At 67.6% G+C, this 18,086-nt stretch carries 14 protein-coding genes; 5 read left to right on the plus strand and 9 right to left on the minus strand.

The features are described from left to right. Positions 1-89: 89 nt before the first annotated feature. Positions 90-1,154: an asparaginase gene (locus BX604_RS20450; RefSeq protein WP_098552402.1), complete on the minus strand. Its 1,065-nt coding sequence runs from the start codon at positions 1,152-1,154 to the stop codon at positions 90-92. A gap of 321 nt (positions 1,155-1,475) precedes the next feature. On the opposite strand from BX604_RS20450, the gene BX604_RS20455 reads away from it, so the two are divergent. Further along, positions 1,476-3,704, plus strand: a complete 2,229-nt coding sequence (locus tag BX604_RS20455) for a TonB-dependent receptor (protein ID WP_098552403.1) — start codon at positions 1,476-1,478, stop codon at positions 3,702-3,704. Between the two features lie 34 nt (positions 3,705-3,738). Here the strand turns inward: BX604_RS20455 and BX604_RS20460 are convergent, their stop codons facing one another. The 4 genes from BX604_RS20460 to BX604_RS20475 all read right to left on the minus strand — a co-directional run bounded on the left by BX604_RS20460 (position 3,739) and on the right by BX604_RS20475 (position 6,869). Further along, positions 3,739-4,062, minus strand: coding sequence for a hypothetical protein (locus BX604_RS20460; protein WP_098552404.1), 324 nt, complete (start codon positions 4,060-4,062; stop codon positions 3,739-3,741). 137 nt (positions 4,063-4,199) lie between these two features. Then, on the minus strand, positions 4,200-5,222 hold the full coding sequence (locus tag BX604_RS20465; protein ID WP_098552405.1) for a DUF2891 domain-containing protein: 1,023 nt from the start codon (positions 5,220-5,222) through the stop codon (positions 4,200-4,202). 10 nt (positions 5,223-5,232) lie between these two features. Next, on the minus strand, positions 5,233-6,183 hold the full coding sequence (locus BX604_RS20470) for a DUF979 domain-containing protein (protein ID WP_098552406.1): 951 nt from the start codon (positions 6,181-6,183) through the stop codon (positions 5,233-5,235). Beyond that, positions 6,180-6,869 carry a DUF969 domain-containing protein gene (locus BX604_RS20475; protein ID WP_098552407.1) on the minus strand — a complete coding sequence of 230 codons (690 nt, stop codon included), beginning with the start codon at positions 6,867-6,869 and terminating at the stop codon, positions 6,180-6,182. The genes BX604_RS20470 and BX604_RS20475 overlap by 4 nt, the downstream gene beginning before the upstream one ends. A 325-nt stretch (positions 6,870-7,194) precedes the next feature. Between BX604_RS20475 and BX604_RS20480 the strand changes: the two genes are divergently transcribed. The 3 genes from BX604_RS20480 to BX604_RS20495 all read left to right on the plus strand — a co-directional run bounded on the left by BX604_RS20480 (position 7,195) and on the right by BX604_RS20495 (position 9,952). Further along, positions 7,195-7,419 carry a hypothetical protein gene (locus tag BX604_RS20480; RefSeq protein WP_098552408.1) on the plus strand — a complete coding sequence of 75 codons (225 nt, stop codon included), beginning with the start codon at positions 7,195-7,197 and terminating at the stop codon, positions 7,417-7,419. Positions 7,420-7,795: 376 nt separating this feature from the next. Next, positions 7,796-8,800 carry a chemotaxis response regulator protein-glutamate methylesterase gene (locus BX604_RS20490; protein WP_098552410.1) on the plus strand — a complete coding sequence of 335 codons (1,005 nt, stop codon included), beginning with the start codon at positions 7,796-7,798 and terminating at the stop codon, positions 8,798-8,800. Positions 8,801-8,854: 54 nt separating this feature from the next. Beyond that, complete coding sequence (locus tag BX604_RS20495) at positions 8,855-9,952, plus strand: diguanylate cyclase domain-containing protein (RefSeq protein ID WP_098552411.1); 1,098 nt, start codon at positions 8,855-8,857, stop codon at positions 9,950-9,952. A gap of 19 nt (positions 9,953-9,971) precedes the next feature. On the opposite strand, the gene BX604_RS20500 is transcribed toward BX604_RS20495, so the two are convergent. Further along, a complete protein-coding gene (locus tag BX604_RS20500) occupies positions 9,972-12,221 on the minus strand; it encodes a putative bifunctional diguanylate cyclase/phosphodiesterase (RefSeq protein WP_098552412.1) in 2,250 nt (749 codons plus the stop codon). 416 nt (positions 12,222-12,637) lie between these two features. Between BX604_RS20500 and BX604_RS20505 the strand changes: the two genes are divergently transcribed. Continuing rightward, positions 12,638-13,573: an AraC family transcriptional regulator gene (locus BX604_RS20505; RefSeq protein ID WP_098552413.1), complete on the plus strand. Its 936-nt coding sequence runs from the start codon at positions 12,638-12,640 to the stop codon at positions 13,571-13,573. Here the strand turns inward: BX604_RS20505 and BX604_RS20510 are convergent. From BX604_RS20510 to BX604_RS20520, 3 genes are read right to left on the minus strand one after another with little or no spacing between them, the layout of a single operon-like run. Then, complete coding sequence (locus tag BX604_RS20510) at positions 13,536-15,050, minus strand: hypothetical protein (RefSeq protein WP_257146365.1); 1,515 nt, start codon at positions 15,048-15,050, stop codon at positions 13,536-13,538. The genes BX604_RS20505 and BX604_RS20510 overlap by 38 nt on opposite strands. Before the next feature lies 1 nt (position 15,051). Next, on the minus strand, positions 15,052-16,416 hold the full coding sequence (locus BX604_RS20515) for a hypothetical protein (protein WP_257146366.1): 1,365 nt from the start codon (positions 16,414-16,416) through the stop codon (positions 15,052-15,054). Further along, a complete protein-coding gene (locus tag BX604_RS20520) occupies positions 16,416-18,050 on the minus strand; it encodes an LVIVD repeat-containing protein (RefSeq protein WP_098552414.1) in 1,635 nt (544 codons plus the stop codon). The genes BX604_RS20515 and BX604_RS20520 overlap by 1 nt, the downstream gene beginning before the upstream one ends. Positions 18,051-18,086: the final 36 nt, after the last annotated feature.

Raw genomic sequence — 18,086 nt, forward strand, 5'->3', positions numbered from 1 at the left:
CCACATCGGCCACGTCAGTCGGCACGCGCACGCCGACACACACCGCGCTCACGACGAGCCGCGGCCATGCGTCGACACGCTCACGCCATTCAGGCCGCCTGCAATTCGAACGGGAACGTTGCGTGCCCGACCTCGACGCCCTGCGTATTGAGCATGCGCGGGCGATGGAACGCGGCCAGCCGCGCGCGCTGCGCCGCCGTGCCGATCTGCAGCCGTTCGAGCAGTTCGCTCACGACCATGTACAGCACGTCGATGTTGCCGTCGCCGATCTTCACCGAGATGCCGAGCGCGCCGTGCGCACCGAGCTGCCGCGTGCGTTCCGATGCGCGCACGCCGATCCCGTAGCAACCGTCGGCGCCAAGCTTGCCGACCACCTGCCCGTCGAACGCGCCCATCAGCACCGTGCAGTAGCGCCCTTCTCCGGCGACCAGCTCCGGATGCGCGGTCATCGCATGATGGATGCGCGCCAGCGCACGCACGCGGTCGGTCGCCGCGTCGCCGCCCGCTTCCACCGTATCCGCGCCGTCGGCCAGCGACGCGTAAAGACGCGCGAGCCGATCGAGCGAGAAAGCCGGCGTCGGCAGGTTGCATCCGTCGATCGCCCAGTCGACTTCGTCGTCGCGCAGCCCGCACGCATCGGCCACCACGTGCTTCACGCGCACCTGCATCGGATGGTCCGGCAGATGGTAGTCGGCGATCGCCGCGCCGATCGCGCGCGCGCCGGCCAGCATCCCGACGTGCTTGCCCGAGCAGTTGCTGCACACGCCGGTCGGCGTGTAATCGCGCTTGATCCACGACCGGTACACCGCGTCGGACAACGGCGCATGGCCGCCGCACCGCAAATCCGACTCCTGCGCGTCGACCTTCGCCAGCATCGCCCGCGTGCGCGCGATGTGCTGCTCCTCGCTGCTGTGCGACGCGCACATCAGCGCGATGTCCGCGTCGTCGAAACCGAACCGCTCCGGCGCGCCCGTCTCGATCACCGACAGGGCCTGCGCCGGCTTCGCCGCCGAACGCGCGAGCGTCGGCCGGAACGGATCGCCGAACCGGAACAGCAGCCTGCCGCGGGCATCCACCACCGCCACATCGGCGACGTGGGTGTTTTCGATCGCATTGCCGCGGTGCGTCACGACCGCTGCGCGTTGGGTGTCCATCTGTCCTGTCTCCTTCGTCCGGGCCGGTTCGCCGGGGCCCGTGCAACCGGTACGGCAGTGTATCGACTCGTCGGCGTGCCGCGCCGGTCGGTCGATGGAAAGCGGTGTTGCACCGGATGCAAAGCCACCGCCCGAATCACGAAAACCTGACCGATTTAGTACAAAAACCATTCGATCGTTTACATGTTTCGTAATAATTCGTAGAATTGCGATCGCTAACGCGAATCATACGCATTTACATTGACGTTTTCCGATGTCACGGGTCCGTCCCGGCATCGCGAAGACGCGTCCGATCACCGAACCTTCCGCTGCCTTCTCGATATGCCTGCCCAGTTCAAGACGAGGCCCCGTGCCCTCGTGTCGGCGCTGACCTGCTCCGTTTTCCTGACGCCGCTGCTCGCTTCCGCCGAAACCGCTCCCGCTGCCGATCCGTCCCCCGCCGCCGCCGATACGTCGACGACGCTGCCGACGATCACCGTGCAGTCGTCCGCGCCGTCGGACCTGCAGGTGAAGCGCTCGCCGTCGTACAAGTTCACCGCGCCGCTGCTCGACACGCCGCGCTCGATCACGGTCATCCCCGAGCAACTGATCAAGGAAAAGAACGTCACGTCGTTCGCGGATGCGCTGCGCTCGGTGCCGGGCATCACGTTCCTCGGCGGCGACGCGGCCGCGAACCCGTCGGCCGACCGCCCGGTGATTCGCGGCTTCGAATCGCGCAACGCGATCTTCGTCGACGGGATGCGCGACTCCGGGCTGCAGAATCGCGAGACGTTCGCGGTCGAGCAGATCAGCGTGATCAAGGGCCCCGATTCGGTCTACGCGGGCCGCGGCTCGGTGGGCGGCAGTATCGACATCGTCACGAAGACGCCGCAGAACGACAACTTCATCAACAGCAGCATCGGCTTCGGCACCGACGGCTACAAGCGCGCGACCGTCGACGCGAACCACAAGATCAACGACACGACGGCCGTGCGGCTGAACGTGATGGGCCATGATGCGAACCAGGCCGGCCGCAACGACGTGTACAACAAGCGCTGGGGCGTCGCGCCGTCGATCGTGTTCGGGCTCAATACGCCGACCACGGTCACGGTCAGCTACTACCACATGAACTCGTACGACATGCCGGACTTCAGCGTGCCGTTCCGCGCGTCGGGCGGTACGCCGGTGCCGACGAGCCGCGGGCAGTTCTTCGGGCTGAACACGCGCGACTATCGCTACGGGCAGACCGACACCGGCGAAGTGCGCATCGAGCACAAGATCAACGACGACTGGAAGCTGAAGAACACGACGACGTTCGGGCGCTCGACGCTCGACTACGTCGCGACGAACCCGCAGATCCTCGCGTCGGATCCGACCATGCTCAGCCTGCAGGCGAAAAGCGGCAAGTACGCGCTCAACGGCTTCGCGAACCAGACGGAAGTGACCGGCAGCGCGAGCCTGTTCGGGATGAAGCACACGATGACGGCCGGCGTCGAGTTCAGCCACGAGCAGGCGCGCTACGAGGGCTATCTCGTGTCGGATTCGGCCGGCAACAACATCCGCTCGGGCGGCCCGTGTTCGGTGGCCGGCAACTGCACGCCGCTCGCCGGCGGCTGGAACCCGAACATGCCGTGGACCGGCAACATCGTGCTGAACGGCGACAAGAGCTTCCCCGGCCCGACGACGAACACGCGCACCGATACGGTGTCGGCGTACATCTTCGACACGGTCAGGCTGTCCGAGCGCTGGCAGTTCAACACGGGGCTGCGCTTCGACCGCTACGACACGACCGGCAAGCAGGCCGGCGTCGCCGACCTGTCGAACACGTCGAACCTGTTCAGCTACCAGTTCGGCCTCGTGTTCAAGCCGGTGACCAACGTGAGCCTGTACGCGTCGTACGGCACGTCGTCGAACCCGCCGGGCTCGAACTCGGGCCTCGGCGGCGGCACCGACCAGATCACCGCGACGAACCAGGACCTCGCGCCCGAGCGCTCGCGCAACATCGAGATCGGCGCAAAGTGGGACGTGCTGCAGGATCAGCTGTCGCTGACGTCGGCGCTGTTCCAGACCGAGAAGACCAATGCGCGCGTCAGCGACGGGCTCGGCCACACCGTCAACGCCGGCAAGCAGCGCGTGCGCGGCGTCGAGCTCGGTTTCGCGGGCAACCTGACACCGAAGTGGCACGTGTTCGGCGGCTACTCGTACCTGAACGCGATCACGACCGACGCGGGCCCCGGCAGCCCCGGCGCCTCGGGCCTGCCGATGGTGATGGTGCCCAAGCACAACTTCACGTTGTGGACGAGCTACGACGTGATGCCGAAGCTCACGCTCGGCGCGGGCGCGACGGTGATGAGCCAGACCTACGCATCGGTATCGGCGACGACGAAGAAATGGACGCCCGGCTACGCGCGCTTCGACGCGGCCGCGACGTGGCGCGTGAACAAGACGATGGACGTTCAGCTAAACGTACAGAACCTGTTCGACAAGAAGTACTACGCGAGTGCGTATCCGATCTACGCGACGTGGGCGCCGGGTCGTTCGGCGATGGTCACGCTCAACTTCTATCAGTAACCGTCGTGCGATGCTCGGGCAATCACGCCCGGGCTCACGCGAGGTGGTAACGCAGCCAGAAAGTCTCGCGGCACGCGTTGTCGAACGTGAGCCGCGTCGGGCTGATCGGCTGCGCGTCGGGCTGGCGGATCACGTCGTAGTCGATCCAGCATTGCGCGCACAGCAGGTCGGACGGCGCGCGGTCCTGCTCGACCGAGCGGCGCACGATCGCGCCGTTGTCGAAACGGTATTCGGTTTCGTCGCGCGTGACCTCGACGTCGTCGTCGGTCCAGCGGTCGTGCGACGTGGCATGCGACACGATCGACACCGGGCCGGCAAGCCCGTGGATCGCGGCAACGTAGGCAATCAACTTGTCCATGACGAGGCGGCGAACTGGCGGATGGCCACGACGCGCAACGCATGGTGCGCGCAGCGGCCCGAGCGGCGAGTATAGCCGCGCCCGGATGACCTTGCCGCCGGCAAGGTTTCATCCGGGCTTTGCGCAGGCTGTTCCCGTTACGCCTCCACCGCCAGCAACGCGAACGTCGCGAGCCAGTGCTCGCCCATGTAGTCGCCGGCCACGTGCGCGAGCGCGCTCGCCAGATGCCGGTCGGCCGCATCGAGCAGCTTCGTGCGCCGCGCATCGCCTTCCGGCAACGCGCCGGCGAGCGAGCGCTGGCACCACGCGCGGCTCAGATTCAAGCCGTCCAGATGCGCGATCTTGCCGTCGCTGCGGTCGCTGACCGTGGCCGGCACGAACAGCGTCGCCGGCTCGCCGCGTGCGAGATCCGGCAGGAAGCGCGCGAACCAGCCGTCGAATTCGCCGGCCGGCAGCACGCGCCGCATCAACTCCGCCTCCATCAGCGCGGGCGACAGGAATTCGTCGCCCGACGGCTCCCATGCCTGGCACCCGACGTCGTTCGCATGCCAGCGCTTCGCGGTATCGACGATCAGCGCCGCGAGCCCGTCGCGCCGCGTCTCGCGCGCGAACTCGAGCGTGAGCGCCAGCGCGAACGCGGTGTTGAAGTGCGTGCCGACGCGCAGCGGATAGGTCGCCTTCGGCAGGAAGGTCTCGAAACGCGATACGAACAGGTCGGTGAGCGGCGCCATCGTGCTCGCCCAGCGCGCGGCCTGCGGCACCACGCCCTTCAGCACGAGCCGCTCCAGTTGCGCGGACAGCGCCAGCAGCCACGCCCAGCCGTACGGCCGCTCGAAGCCGCTGTTGTGCGGCAGCGCGAGATACGCGCGTTCGCCGGCGACGTTCGCGTCGGTGAAATGCGCGTCGACGATGGCGATGATCCGCTCGGCCTCCGGCAATGCCGGATAGCGTTCGAGCACGCGCAGCACGAGCCAGTAGCCGTGCACGCACGAATGCCAGTCGTAGCTGCCGTAGAAGATCGGATGCAGCGCGCGCGGCCCCTGCACGTCGTGCGGGCCTTCGAGCGAATGCGTGAGCTTGTTCGGATACTCGCGGGTCAGGTGCGCGAGCGCGAGCGACGCGAATTTCGAGGCGAGTTCGGGGGTCAGTCGGTCGGTCATGGGGATCTCGTCAGAAGCGGAATACGAACGCATACATCAGCAGCGTGTTGACGGCCAGCAGCAGCACGGCGGTCGGCCACTGCGCCTTGATCACGCCGTTCTTGTCCTTCAGTTCGAGCAGCGCGGCGGGCACGATGTTGAAGTTCGCGGCCATCGGCGTCATCAGCGTACCGCAGAAGCCGCTCAGCATCCCGATCGCGCCGAGGATCGCCGGGTTGCCGTGGAACTGGTGGACGATCAGCGGCAGGCCGATGCCGGCCGTCATCACGGGAAACACGGCGAAGCCGTTGCCCATGATCATCGTGAACAGCGCCATGCCGACCGTATACGCGGCAACGACCGCGAACGGCGAATCGATCGGCACCCAGTCCCTCACGAGCCCCGCCACCACGCCGCCGACACCCGCGACCGCGAACAGCGCGCCGAGCGCCGCGAGCATCTGCGGCAGGATCGCGGCCCAGCCGACCGCGTCCATCGTGTGACGCGCCTCCTTCAGCGCGTGAACGGGCGAATCGCGCAGCATCGCAAGCGCAACGGTGAACGCGACGAGCGTGCCGAGCACGAGCGAGATCAGCGTCACGCTCTTCGGATCGACGAACGGCACCCACTTCAGCGCGAACGTGCCGATCAGCGTGACGACGGGAATCAGTAGCGCGGGCAGGAACAGCGTGTTGCCGAAGCGCAGCGCCTTCGCGTCGCGCCGTGCGACCGCGGCCTCGCCGGCTTCGTCGGACTTGCCGCGGCCGAGCTTGCCCGAGCCCGCGATCACCGCGAGCGCGATCGCGAGACAGCCCGTCACGAAGTGCGGCAGCAGCGCGCCGAACAGGAACGTGAGCGCGTAGATCGCCCAGAACGCGAAATTGACGACGCGGCGCGGGTTCGTGCGGTCCATCAGGTTGAAGCACGCGAACGCGGCGAACATTAGCCCGGCGAGCGTATACAGCGGTTCGAGGCCGATCATCGCGCGCCCTCCTGCCCGACCAGGCCGAAGCCGCGCGCGAGCCGCCGGTCGAGCAGCGCGAGACGCGTACAGTGGATCAGCAGCGCGGCGACCGCGGTCGGGATCGCCCAGACCGACAGGTGCAGCGGCTCGATGACGATCCCGTTCTGCTCGAGAAAGCCCTTGATCAGCAGGATCGACTGGATCGCGATGAAGATGTCTTCGCCGAAGAACACGGCGACGTTGTCGACGCCCGACGCATGCGCGCGGATCTGCTGGCGCACCGACTCGGGCAGATCGCCGTGCCGGCTGACGGCCGCGGCTTCGGCCATCGGCGCGATCAGCGGGCGCACCATCTGTGCGTGTCCGCCGAGCGACGTGAGGCCGAGCGCGGCGGTCAGCTGGCGCAGCACGAAATACAGCATCAGCACGCGGCCGGTGGTCGCCGCATGCACGCGCGAGATCATCCGCCTGGCCTGCTCCTTGAGCCCGTTGCGCTCGAGCAGCGCGATCACCGGCAGCGTCAGCCAGATGAGCCCCATATAGCGGTTGTCGGTGAACGCCTTGCCGAACGCGCTGACGATGTCGACGAGATTCATCCCGCCCGCCAGCCCCGTCGCGAGCCCCGCGATCGTGACCACCAGCAGCGCGTTGAAGCGCAGCGCGAAACCGATCACGACGATCGGCACCCCAATCAGCACCAGCATTGCTCCTCCTTGTATTGGATGCGCGGCGCCGCGACAGGGCGCCGCCTGCCCGGTTTCGACCGGGTTCAGGCCGCAAAATCTAACACGAGACTTTATCGACAAAAAGTCGATAATTTGATGTTTCGGGTAAACGTTGAACCCGACGCGATCTTGCACGCGCGACGTGCCGGATAACGATTTCATCGGAACAATGCCGGTGTGGGCGGCGGACGTCGGCCGCCGCGCCGTTTCGTCGTTTCGTCGTTGCACCCGCCCCGTCGCGCGTGGCGAAGCGCAGGTGCGCCGACTAAACTGGAAGGCATCGGCAACGTACGGGAGAGCCGCCATGATTGACGTATTCCAGAACATCGGCAGCCGCGCATTCTCCGCGCATCTGGCGAAGGACGGCATGGTCACGCTGATGGAGCAGCGCCACGAAGTCGACCGCGTGACGCTCGCCACCGCGTACGCCGCGCTCGTCGAGGAGTCCGAGCAGGAAACCGACCTGCTCGATGCGACCGTCGAAGGGATGATGCGCGCGCTGATCCAGGGGTACGCGCGCAGCCATTGACGGCGCGGCCGCGCCGGCGGCGCGCAGCGGTTCGCGGCCAGGCGGCCGGCGTGCCGGCGTCGGCCTGCGTGAGGATCCTCGGCAGGTTCGGCCCCGGCCGCCTGTTTCCGCACCGACGCATGGCGCATGCGCGGCCGTTCGGACGCACGGGCGGCAAAAAATGCCGCCCGGCCTAGAAGAAAGGGCCAAAATCGACGCAATGCGCAATTTTTTCGATTGCCGCCGCTCGCGGCGCATGACAGCATTCGGGCGTCGCCAACCGAAAAGAATTCCGTGCCGTCCGTCCGCCGATGCTACCCGCCGGCGCCGGACCGGCATCGCCCTTCATGAACCCGGCCCACCTCCAACACTACGAACCGACCGGAGTATCCCGCTTGTGAACATCGGCATCGTCAACGACCTCCCGCTTGCCGTCGAGGCGATGCGCCGTGCGATCGCGCGACGTCCGGAGCACCGTGTGCTGTGGGTCGCGACCGACGGCGCGCAGGCCATCGAACTGTGCGCCCTGCAGCCGCCCGACGTCGTGCTGATGGACCTGATCATGCCGAAGTGTGACGGGATCGAAGCGACGCGGCGGATCATGCGCTCCGGGCGCCCGTGCGCGATCCTGATCGTGACGAACTGCATCGGCGCGAACGCGTGGCGCGTGTTCGAAGCGATGGGCGCCGGCGCGCTCGACGCGGTCGACACGCCGCGCCTCGGCGAAGGTGAAGCCGCCGACACCACCCGGCTGCTGCTCGCGAAGATCGACCAGATCGGCCGCCTGCTCGATGCGCCCGGCGGCGTACGCGCGGCCGGCACGAGCGCACGCGCGGACGGCGGCCCGCTGATCGCGATCGGTGCCTCCGCCGGCGGGCCCGGCGCGCTCGCGTCGATCCTCGGCAGCCTGCCGGCCGACTTTCGCGCGCCGATCGTGATCGTCCAGCACGTCGATCGCGCGTTCGCCGAAGGGATGGCGCAATGGCTCGACGGCCAGACGCAGCTGACGGTGCGCGTCGCGCGCGAAGGCGACCGCCCGCAGCCGGGCGTCGCGCTGCTCGCCGCGACCGACGATCATCTGCGCATCACGCGCGCCGGCACGCTCGAATACACGCGGGAACCGGCCGCCACGCCATACCGGCCGTCGGTCGACGTGTTCTTCAACAGCCTGACCGAACACTGGCCCGGCCGCGTGATCGGCGTGCTGCTGACGGGCATGGGGCGCGACGGCGCGATCGGCCTGAAGGCGCTGCGGATGAAGGGCTATCACACGATCGCGCAGGACGAGGCGACGAGCGCCGTATACGGCATGCCGAAGGCGGCCGCGACACTCGGCGCGGCGCGCGCGATCCTGCCGCTCGAACGCATCGCGGGCGAGCTGACCGCACTCGCGCGGATCTGAGCCGATGACGCCTCGCTCCCTCCATCGCAACCGCGGCGCAACGCGGCCCCGAGCATGACCCGCGACCCGACCCGCCCGCCGGACGACCCGCATGCGGCGGCCGACACCGTGCCCGCACGACAGACGCCGACTGCCGACGTCCCGGCGATGGTCCTGCTCGTCGACGACCAGACGATCGTCGCGGAAGCCGTGCGGCGCGCGCTCGTCGACGAGGACAGCATCGACTTTCACTACTGCCCGCGCTCGGACGAAGCGATGGCCACCGCGATCGAGACGCGGCCAACCGTGATCCTGCAGGATCTCGTGATGCCGGGCACCGACGGGCTGAGCCTCGTGAAGGCGTACCGCGCGAATCCGGCGACGCGCGACGTGCCGATCATCGTGCTGTCGACGCAGGAAGAGCCGGTGATCAAGAGCGCCGCGTTCGCGGCCGGCGCGAACGACTACCTCGTGAAGCTGCCGGATCGCATCGAGCTCGTCGCGCGGATCCGCTATCACTCGCGCTCGTACATCAACCTGCTGCAACGCGACGAGGCCTATCGCGCGCTGCGGCAATCGCAGCAGCAACTGCTCGAAGCCAATCTCGAACTGCGGCGCCTCACGCACTCGGACGGGCTGACCGGACTCTCCAACCGGCGCTACCTCGACGAGTACCTGGCCGCGGAATGGCGACGCATCGCGCAGGAGCGCGGCGAGCTGTCGCTGCTGATGATCGACGTCGACAACTTCAAGCTGTACAACGACACGTACGGACACGTGTCGGGCGACAGCGTGCTCAAGCAGGTCGCGGCCACCATCGAGCGCTGTCTCGGGCAGTCCGGCGATCTGGCCGCGCGCTTCGGCGGCGAGGAGTTCGCGGTCGTGATGCCGTCGACGTCGCCGGGCGCCGCGCGGCTGCTCGGCGAGAAGATCCGCCTCGCGATCGAGGCGCTGCGGCTCGAGCACGTGCATTCGTCGACGGGCCGCTACGTGACGATCAGCATCGGTGGCGCGACCGTCATGCCGGCACCCGGCGTGCCGACGACGTCGCTGATCGAAGCGGCCGATCGCGCGCTGTATCGCGCGAAACACGACGGCAAGAACCGCGTCGCGGTCGATGGGCCCACCTCGCCGTTCCCGCCCTTCCCGCCGGGCACCAGCGGTTTCGTCTGAGCGTCCGAGCGTCGGCGGCCTACGCGGCCGCGAGCCGGCGCGCGTAGTCGGTCGGATCGAGCGGCCGGCTGAACAGGTAGCCCTGCTGCATGTCGCAGCCGATCTGCTGCAGGAACCACGACTGCGCTTCGGTTTCCACGCCTTCCGCGGTGACCTTCATCCCGAGCGAGTGCGCCATCGCGACCACCGCCTGCGTGATCGCGACGGAATCGCGATGATCGGGCACACCCGACACGAACGAGCGGTCGACCTTCAGGTTGTGCAGCGGAAAGCGCTTCAGGTAAGCGAGCGACGAATAGCCGGTGCCGAAGTCGTCGACCGAGATCCGCACATTCATGTCCGTGAGCGCCTCGAGCATCGGCAGCACGGTGTCCGTGTCGTTCATCAACACGCCTTCGGTAATCTCGAGTTCGAGCGCGCCCGGGTCGAGCTGCGTCTGCGCGAGGCAACGGCCGACCGATTCGACGAGCCCTTCGTGAAACTGTCGCGGCGACAGGTTGACCGCCAGCATCAGGTCCGGCGCGATCGTGCGGCGCCATTCGGCAGCCTGACGGCATGCGGTTTCGAGCACCCACTGGCCGATCGCGACGATGAGCCCGGTGTCTTCCGCGACCGGGATGAATTCCGCCGGCGACATCGGCCCGAGTTCCGGGCTCGTCCAGCGCAGCAGCGCTTCGGCGCCGACCGTGCGGCCGCTGCGCGCATCGACGACCGGCTGGTATGCGAGCCGCAGCATGTTCGACGTGAGCGCGCGCCGCAGCGACTGCTCGATCGCGAAGCGGCGCTGCAGGCGCAGGTTCAGCTGCGCGGTGAAGAACGTGAAATGGTTGCGGCCGCGCTGCTTCGCGTCGTACATCGCCGAATCGGCGTTGCGCATCAGCGTGACGGCGTCGTCGCCGTCGCGCGGCGCGACGCTGATCCCGATCGACACGCCGAGCCAGTATTCGTTGTTCGCGATCGCGAACGGCTTCGCGATCGTATCGATCACCTCCCGCGCAAGCACGGCGAGCCGGTCGGGGTCATCGCAGTCGTCGACCAGGATCACGAACTCGTCGCCGCCGACGCGCGTGAGCGAATACCGGCCGCCCGCGCATGCCGCGAGCCGTGCGGCGACGCTGCGCAGCAGCGCGTCGCCCGCGTCGTGGCCGGCCGTGTCGTTGACCTTCTTGAAGCCGACCAGGTCGATGAACAGGATCGCGACCCGCGCGGGTCCGGCCGCGGCGTCGCGCATGCCGAACAATTCGCGCATCCGGTCGGACAGCCAGCGCCGGTTGTACAGGCCCGTCAGCGCATCGCGCGTCGCCATGTAGCGCAACTGCTGCTGCGCTTCGCGCACGGGGCCGATGTCGTGGAACGACACGAGCACCGATTCGGGCTGGGTCTCGCCCGGCTTCACGATCGGCACCGCGTTGCCGCGCACCCAGATGATGTCGCCTTCCGCGAGCCCGAAGCCGACCGTGTAGTCGAGCAGCGGCGAGGCCGTCGCCAGCGCGCGCCGGCTCGGCCAGTCGTCGGGCGCGATCGGCGTGCCGTCCTCGTCCAGCTTGTACAGGATCACCGTCGACAGCCGCCGGCCGACGAGGTCGCCCTTCGTGTGCATCATCCGGTTCGCGCTCGGATTGCTCGCGACCACCACACCGCTGCGCGACACGACGAGAATGCCTTCGCTCAGGCTGTTGACGACCAGACGGTGATGTTCCTCGCTGAGCGCGAGCTTCCGCGCGATCCGGTCCTGATGCACGGCCAGGCCGACGCTGTTGCTGATGTCGCGCAGCAGGTCGGTTTCCTCGTCGGTGGGCCGGCGCGGCGTGCGGTAATAGACGGCGAACGCGCCGAGCACGCTGCCGGCTTCGTCCTCGAACGGCACCGACCAGCACGCGCGCAACCCGAGCGCCAACGCGAACGAGCGGTAATCGGCCCACAGGGGATCGGTTTCGATGTCTTCGACGGCGACCATCCGGCGCTCGTACATCGCCGTGCCGCACGAGCCCGCGGCGGGGCCGATCGACGCGCCGTCGAGCGCGGCGCCGTACTGGGCAGGCAAGGACGGCGCCGCGCCCACGCGCACGTGCACGCCGTCCGGGTCGAGCAGCAGGATCGTGCAGGACGCGCCATCGCCGAGCAACGCCTCGGCGCGCCGGCAGACCTCGACGAGCAGCTCCGGCAGCGGGGTATTGCGCGTGATCAGTCTCAGCACGCTCTGCTCGGACGCGAGAACCTCCGCGGCCAGCCCCAGGCTGTAGCGAGAACTTTGCGGTTCGGTATTCAAGATGAATCCTGCCGTCAGTCCGACCGGGTCTGTTGCGCCCGATTCGTTAGCGATCCTTCGTGCCGTGTGCCGCCCCGGGTTTACGCCGATTCCCGGTGCGCCCCGCTCACGCGTCCAGCTGACGCGTCAACGTATATTTAACACCAATCCGTGCACGGCGGCGCATCCGCCCGCATCAGGGCTTACGCGCGGTCACGGCCGCGCGCGCCAGACCCCGATTCGTCCGATGTTTGTGTCGCACTGCGTCATTCGGCGTCGCCGGATGGCGCACGCGTCACTGCCTTCAGCGCGTCGATCGTCTCAGGCAGGTAAGCATCGAGTAAGCATGACGCCCTACAGTGCTCTGATTCTCCAAAGCGGATCATCGCGGCGAGCACTCGCTTCGCCCGTGTCCGGGCAACATCAAGGGAACAGGCATGCCGATCCGGCCAGCGTTGCGCTATGTATGTGCGAAACACCCCGACGGACGCCAGTCGAACTGGCATCCGCCCGCGGGCTGGAAAAGGCAGCTAGCGACGCCGTCGCGCGGCGTCGTCGCGATCGATCACTACATCGCGAACGCATCGGAGCTGATCGATCTCGAGACGACGGAGCCGGTCTTCACGCTGCACTTGCGCTCGCCGTCGGGGCTCGAGATGCGCATGGACGGCAACGGATGGGCCGCGCACGTGATGCGCACGCCGTTGACTTACGTGCCGCCCGGCTTCGCGTGTTCCAGCCGGTGGTCGAACGACATCGAGTGGCTCGCGGTCCACTTCGACGTGTCCTGGCTGTCCCGCTCCGGCCTGCTCGCCAGCACGCCGTCCGTCCCGGCCGTGCCCCGCTTCGACGTGAGCGACGACCTGCTCGTGCAGATCATCCGGAGCATCCATGAAGATGCGGTCGCGGGGATGCCCTCGGGGCCGACCTACGTCGAAACCCTGGGTGCGGCCGCGCTCGGCCGCATGTCATATCTGGAGTCGACGCGCAAGGTCCGGGAGTACACGCATGCGCAGGGCATGCGACGGGCCGTCGAGTACATCCGCGACAATTTCCGCGATCCGCTGACGCTGGTGACGCTCGCCGACGCGGTCGACTATCCCGGCGACCTGTATTCGTTCATCCGGAACTTCAAGAAAGCCAACGGGCTGACGCCGCATCAGTACATCGTCGAGACCCGGCTGCAAGCCGCCCGCGACCTGATCGAGCGCGGCCGCTGCGATGTGACCGAGGCCGCGCTCGCATGCGGTTTTTCGACCACGAGCCACTTCTCGGCAACGTTCCGCAAACGGTGGGGATTCTCGCCGTCCGGGCTCAAGCCGCGTGCCGCGAATATCACGCGAGCGGCAGCGACAGGATCCACAGGCCGCTGATCGTCAGCGCGATCGTCAGCACCAGCAACGGCAACTGGTTGAGTACCACCGTCCCCGCCAGCACGCGATGACGGACGGCGATCGCGTGCGTGACGTACACGCTCAGCACATGGCCGGCGAAAATCAGCAGGACCTGCGCATGCCAGACGTAGCCGACGTTGACGAGGAGCGGTGTCGGCGAGTATTGCGCGGGCCCGATCGACAGCAGGTTCCAGCCGATGCCGAGCGGATCGGACAGCAGTGAAACGATCTGCCGCCCCTGGTCGATGAACAGCGTGAAGTAATGGCATACGTTGTAGAACAGCGCGATCGGCAACAGCAGCAGGCAGAATTGCCGTGCAAACGCCTGTCCATCCAGCGCCGAACGCGCTCCCGCCGCACCGAGTGCGCAGAAGCCCCGAAACAGGCCATGGTAGGCCCGCCCGACCGCGGCAAAGGTGGCCCACTGCCCGGCGAGCACGAGTTCTCCCGCGATCGCGTAGTCGTTCTTCAGCGCCGGGAACACCGCGACGATCAGCGGATAGATGCCGCGCCAGAAGAAGGTGTTCCAGACCGCCGTATCGCGCAAGCCGTCGTAGGCCGTCGACGAGAGCATGAACGACAGGAAGATCACGATGCTGGTGTCGAACGGCGGCTCCGATGCCATGCCGGCGACCGGATTCCTCAGCCTGATGCCGATTTCGCGCGCCGACACGCGGCGCCATTCGAATGGCGAAAGCCGTGCGCACAATCCGCACAGAATGCCGAACGCGTCGAAATGCCTGAGCCACACGTCGCGTCCGAAGCACAACGAACCGGCCAGCGCATAGATGGCGTAGCCAGCAAGAAACAGGCCTGCGTCTCGCGGCCTTGCCGCGCCGAACAGTTCCAGCGCGATGAGGGCGACATACGCGAGCAGCGCGGGATACGATGCCAGGCCCCGGGGATACCGATACCGGCCCCTGTCGATTCCCGGGACGCAGCGCGCCGCGATCCGCAGCATCGACGCAAACGGATTCGTGAACGCATAGAGGTCGCCGAACACCGCGCCGACATAGATCGATCCCAGATAAAACCACAGCCAGAATCCCGACATGCCGAGGTTGACGAACGGATTCTGGGCGCCGGCGAGACCCGACACGATCAGCAGGACGACGAAACCGATGCTGGCGGCCTGCCCCGCCGTGAGCGCCGCGGCCGGGATCCGCCACGCCCGCCGCCATCGGATCGCCGGCGCTCGCGGGCCCGAAACGCGCGCGCCCGATGCGAACGCCAGGATCATGAAGGACACCACGAGCGTGCCGGTGGCCGCGTACGCATAGAGCCACAACGGCACCGGCAGGTAGTACGGAATATTCCACGCATGCGCATCGGCGCATGTCGGCGCACCGGCGAGAAGCGCAGCCGCCCCCGGGGCCAGCCACGCATTGCCGCGCGGTACCCGGCGGTTGAGCGTGTCGGTCGCGCCGCGCGCACCGCGTTCGAAGTCGTCGTGCATATCAGTAATCGGATGACGAAATCAGTCCCGTGACCTTCCAGCCGGCCCCGCTTCCCTGCTCCGACAGCACACCGATCGTGTCGTACGGCGCATCGAGCAGCTTGATCAACGCGACCGCACGCTTGTTGCCGTCGACCGAATCGGGCAGCGGAAACACCAGGAAAGGCAGGATCGGAGACGGCTTGTCGCCCTCCACGATGAGCGGCAGCACCGCATTGTTCAACGATTTGAAGACCGCGAACGATGCGCGGTTGCGCAACGACGCACGGGTGCTGCCCGTCGCCGGCGAGGGCGTCCCGATGGCGAGGTAGGCGCCGTGATCCCGCAAGCGCCAGCCGGTCAACTGCTCGACCAGCGGGCCGTCGGGCTTGCCGGTGCGGCCGGCGGCCAGCGCGGGCAGCCAGCGCTTGTCCACCGGCGACGTCGTGACCCAGTCGTTGAAGAAGCGCGTGTAGAAATCGACGAGCGACTTGTCCACGCCAGACTGTGCGGTTGGCGACGCGGGCTTCGGCACGTCGCGCCGCCCGCGCCAGCGGACCGGCTGCCATGCGGGCCCGTCCGGCAGGCTCGTGCCGTCGAGGAACGACGTGTCCTTCACGCCATTCGCGACGAACCAGCCGGATTTCGCGTGCTTGGTCCGCGCGTCGATGAACCCGGCGAGCAGCGGCCGGATCTGTTCCCATGACGACGCGTGCCTCGACACGCCACCGATATTCGGATACCGAAGCATCTGTCGATACGTGGACTTCGCCATCGCCTCCGTATCGACGGGCCAACGCCAGGTCATGTCGGCGACATGACCGGACGGGCCGCCGCGATCGACCGGCGCGGCCATCGCCAGACCGGCATCGCATGCGATGCCGTCACCGCGCCAGTCCGGCACGGACGGCGTGCCCTGGTGCGCCCACGCATCTTGCAACGCATGCAGCGAGCGACCGAACTCGCCGAGCATGAACGCCGCGTTGCGCCCCTCGGCGCGCTGCAGCGCCGCGTCGACCGAAGACCGTGTAGCCGCCCCGTCCGGTACTACCGTCCGCGCTTGCGCACCGGCCGGCACGCGGGTCCCGGCCGGATAGTGTGCCGCCTGGGCGTCCAGCGCATCCGGGACGAAGCGCGACAGGCACGCAAACTGCAACGGCGACGTCATGTATTCGATCGAGCCGGCATCGATCCGCTGGTCGGCGAGTGCAATGGCGTCGGCCTCGCCGGCCGCGAACCCCGCCTGCATTGCAAGCCAGAACGTGAGACCGAAGTGCACGTCCGCCTCGAACCCCGAACACGTCATCGGCAGGACGAGCGCCGCCAGCAGGGCCAGCGCGGCGATGCCCGGCGTGCGGGGCGCGGGCGCAACCTGTCTGCGGTGCATCAATTGCCGATCTCCGTCGCTTTCGTACTTTCGGGAAACGGCCACGCACCGTTCTCGAACGACAGCACGAGCAGGCCGTTGTCCTGGCACGCTGTGGTCAGCAGACGGCGGTCGAAGTCGAAATCGAGGCGCGACGCGCACCAGTCAGGGCCGCCCGGACGATACTGGCCGAACATCAGGTGCGCGGAACCTGCACCCGGGGATTTCGCGGCGGGCGGGTTGTAGTACGCGATTTCCTTCGGTTTGGCCGGATCGCGAATGTCGAACACGCGCACGCCCGAATTGAAGTAGCTGCACGCAAGCGCGGTGGCGTTCTCCCGGTTGTCGACGCTGCAGTAGTGCGCCCCGTACGTGAACGTGGAAAGGCCGAGAATGTCGGGAATCACCTTGCTGCAGTTCTGCACCGCATGCGTTTCGAGCCGCAGCTCGGATACGAGTTTTGGCGCCGCTTCGTTCGACATGTCGTAGATATGGCCCAACGGGAACGGCGTCATCCCGGCGTTGCATGCGGCCTTCACGGCAGTTGCGCCCGGATCCTGGAGTCCACCCGAACCGCCTTCATCGACCTCGACCAGATAAGGCTTGCCACCCACCGTGAACGGAATCGTATGCTGGCCCGCGCTGCCGTCGCGCACCGGCACCGTCGCGATCCGGTGCATCTGCGCATTGGGGCGCCGGCTCTGCACTTCGCTGGTGTCGATGACGAAGAACCCGTTGTCGCCGTTCGAGTTCGCGTTGTCCAGCGGCGGCGCGCCCGAACCGGCCGCCGTGCCCGTGTTGCCGAGGCCGATGAAGTACGCACGGTTTCCGTCCTGGCTCACCGACAGCCCGTGCGGGAGCGCCCCGAAGCCCAGGTCGGCCATCGTGATCGCCGAGATCAGTTTCGGCCGCGTCGGAATCGTCAGGTCGACCGCGTAGTAGGACTTCGAAAACGCGCCGCCGATGTAGTAAGTGAAACCGTCCGGCGAAAATCCGCCTTCATGGCCCATCGGCTTGACACTCGGAAGTATGCCGCCGTCGGTTCCCGTGCCGATGGGTACGCTCGCGAGCAACTGCGGGCGCGTGCAATCGGTGGCCACGTCGTACAGGTCGACCTCGGGGCCGCCCGCGCCGCCGAGCCCGTTATCGGCGGCGAGAATCCCCCGCGCGACGTTCACGCGCAGCGATTCCCACGGATCGATCATCGCCGTGGACGTGAGCGAACTCACCCGTACCGGCCTGGCCGGGTCGGTGATGTCGATCACCGGCACGCCCGGGTTCACGCGCGGCGGCGCATCGGGGTTGTTGAATGCCGGCGTGGCGCCCATCGTCGCGTGGTAGAAGCAGGTCCGTCCCTGCCGGTCGGTGTAGGTCGCCGCGGACCAGGACGCGCCCTCGCCCTGCACCTGGCTGACGCGCTTCAGGTTGCAGTTGAAGCCACCGAATCCGGACTGGCGCAGCGCGGCGGGCACCTGCCCTTGCAACGCCGTCTCGGGCGTATCGCCGGCGCTGCAGCCCGGTACGCGCGGCACGACGTAGTCCGCCACCGATACGGTGGGCGTCGCACTCGTCACGTCGTTGTCGTCTCCGCCGCAACCGGCGAGCACGAGTGTGCCGAGCGATATCGCAATCGCAAGCCGAGTCGGTAATTGCATGTCTGTCTCCTCCTGTTTCGAATGTCGTGTCGATCC

This window comes from Burkholderia sp. JKS000303 (assembly GCF_002563755.1).
Taxonomy (GTDB): domain Bacteria; phylum Pseudomonadota; class Gammaproteobacteria; order Burkholderiales; family Burkholderiaceae; genus Burkholderia; species Burkholderia anthina_B.

What these genes read in the sequence shown, in the direction of transcription:
- BX604_RS20450 (WP_098552402.1), bottom strand. Translation starts at nt 1,154, where the DNA reads ATGGACACCCAACGCGCAGCGGTCGTGACGCACCGCGGCAATGCGATC.
- BX604_RS20455 (WP_098552403.1), top strand. Translation starts at nt 1,476, where the DNA reads ATGCCTGCCCAGTTCAAGACGAGGCCCCGTGCCCTCGTGTCGGCGCTG.
- BX604_RS20460 (WP_098552404.1), bottom strand. Translation starts at nt 4,062, where the DNA reads ATGGACAAGTTGATTGCCTACGTTGCCGCGATCCACGGGCTTGCCGGC.
- BX604_RS20465 (WP_098552405.1), bottom strand. Translation starts at nt 5,222, where the DNA reads ATGACCGACCGACTGACCCCCGAACTCGCCTCGAAATTCGCGTCGCTC.
- BX604_RS20470 (WP_098552406.1), bottom strand. Translation starts at nt 6,183, where the DNA reads ATGATCGGCCTCGAACCGCTGTATACGCTCGCCGGGCTAATGTTCGCC.
- BX604_RS20475 (WP_098552407.1), bottom strand. Translation starts at nt 6,869, where the DNA reads ATGCTGGTGCTGATTGGGGTGCCGATCGTCGTGATCGGTTTCGCGCTG.
- BX604_RS20480 (WP_098552408.1), top strand. Translation starts at nt 7,195, where the DNA reads ATGATTGACGTATTCCAGAACATCGGCAGCCGCGCATTCTCCGCGCAT.
- BX604_RS20495 (WP_098552411.1), top strand. Translation starts at nt 8,855, where the DNA reads ATGACCCGCGACCCGACCCGCCCGCCGGACGACCCGCATGCGGCGGCC.
- BX604_RS20505 (WP_098552413.1), top strand. Translation starts at nt 12,638, where the DNA reads ATGCCGATCCGGCCAGCGTTGCGCTATGTATGTGCGAAACACCCCGAC.
- BX604_RS20510 (WP_257146365.1), bottom strand. Translation starts at nt 15,050, where the DNA reads ATGCACGACGACTTCGAACGCGGTGCGCGCGGCGCGACCGACACGCTC.
- BX604_RS20515 (WP_257146366.1), bottom strand. Translation starts at nt 16,416, where the DNA reads ATGCACCGCAGACAGGTTGCGCCCGCGCCCCGCACGCCGGGCATCGCC.
- BX604_RS20520 (WP_098552414.1), bottom strand. Translation starts at nt 18,050, where the DNA reads ATGCAATTACCGACTCGGCTTGCGATTGCGATATCGCTCGGCACACTC.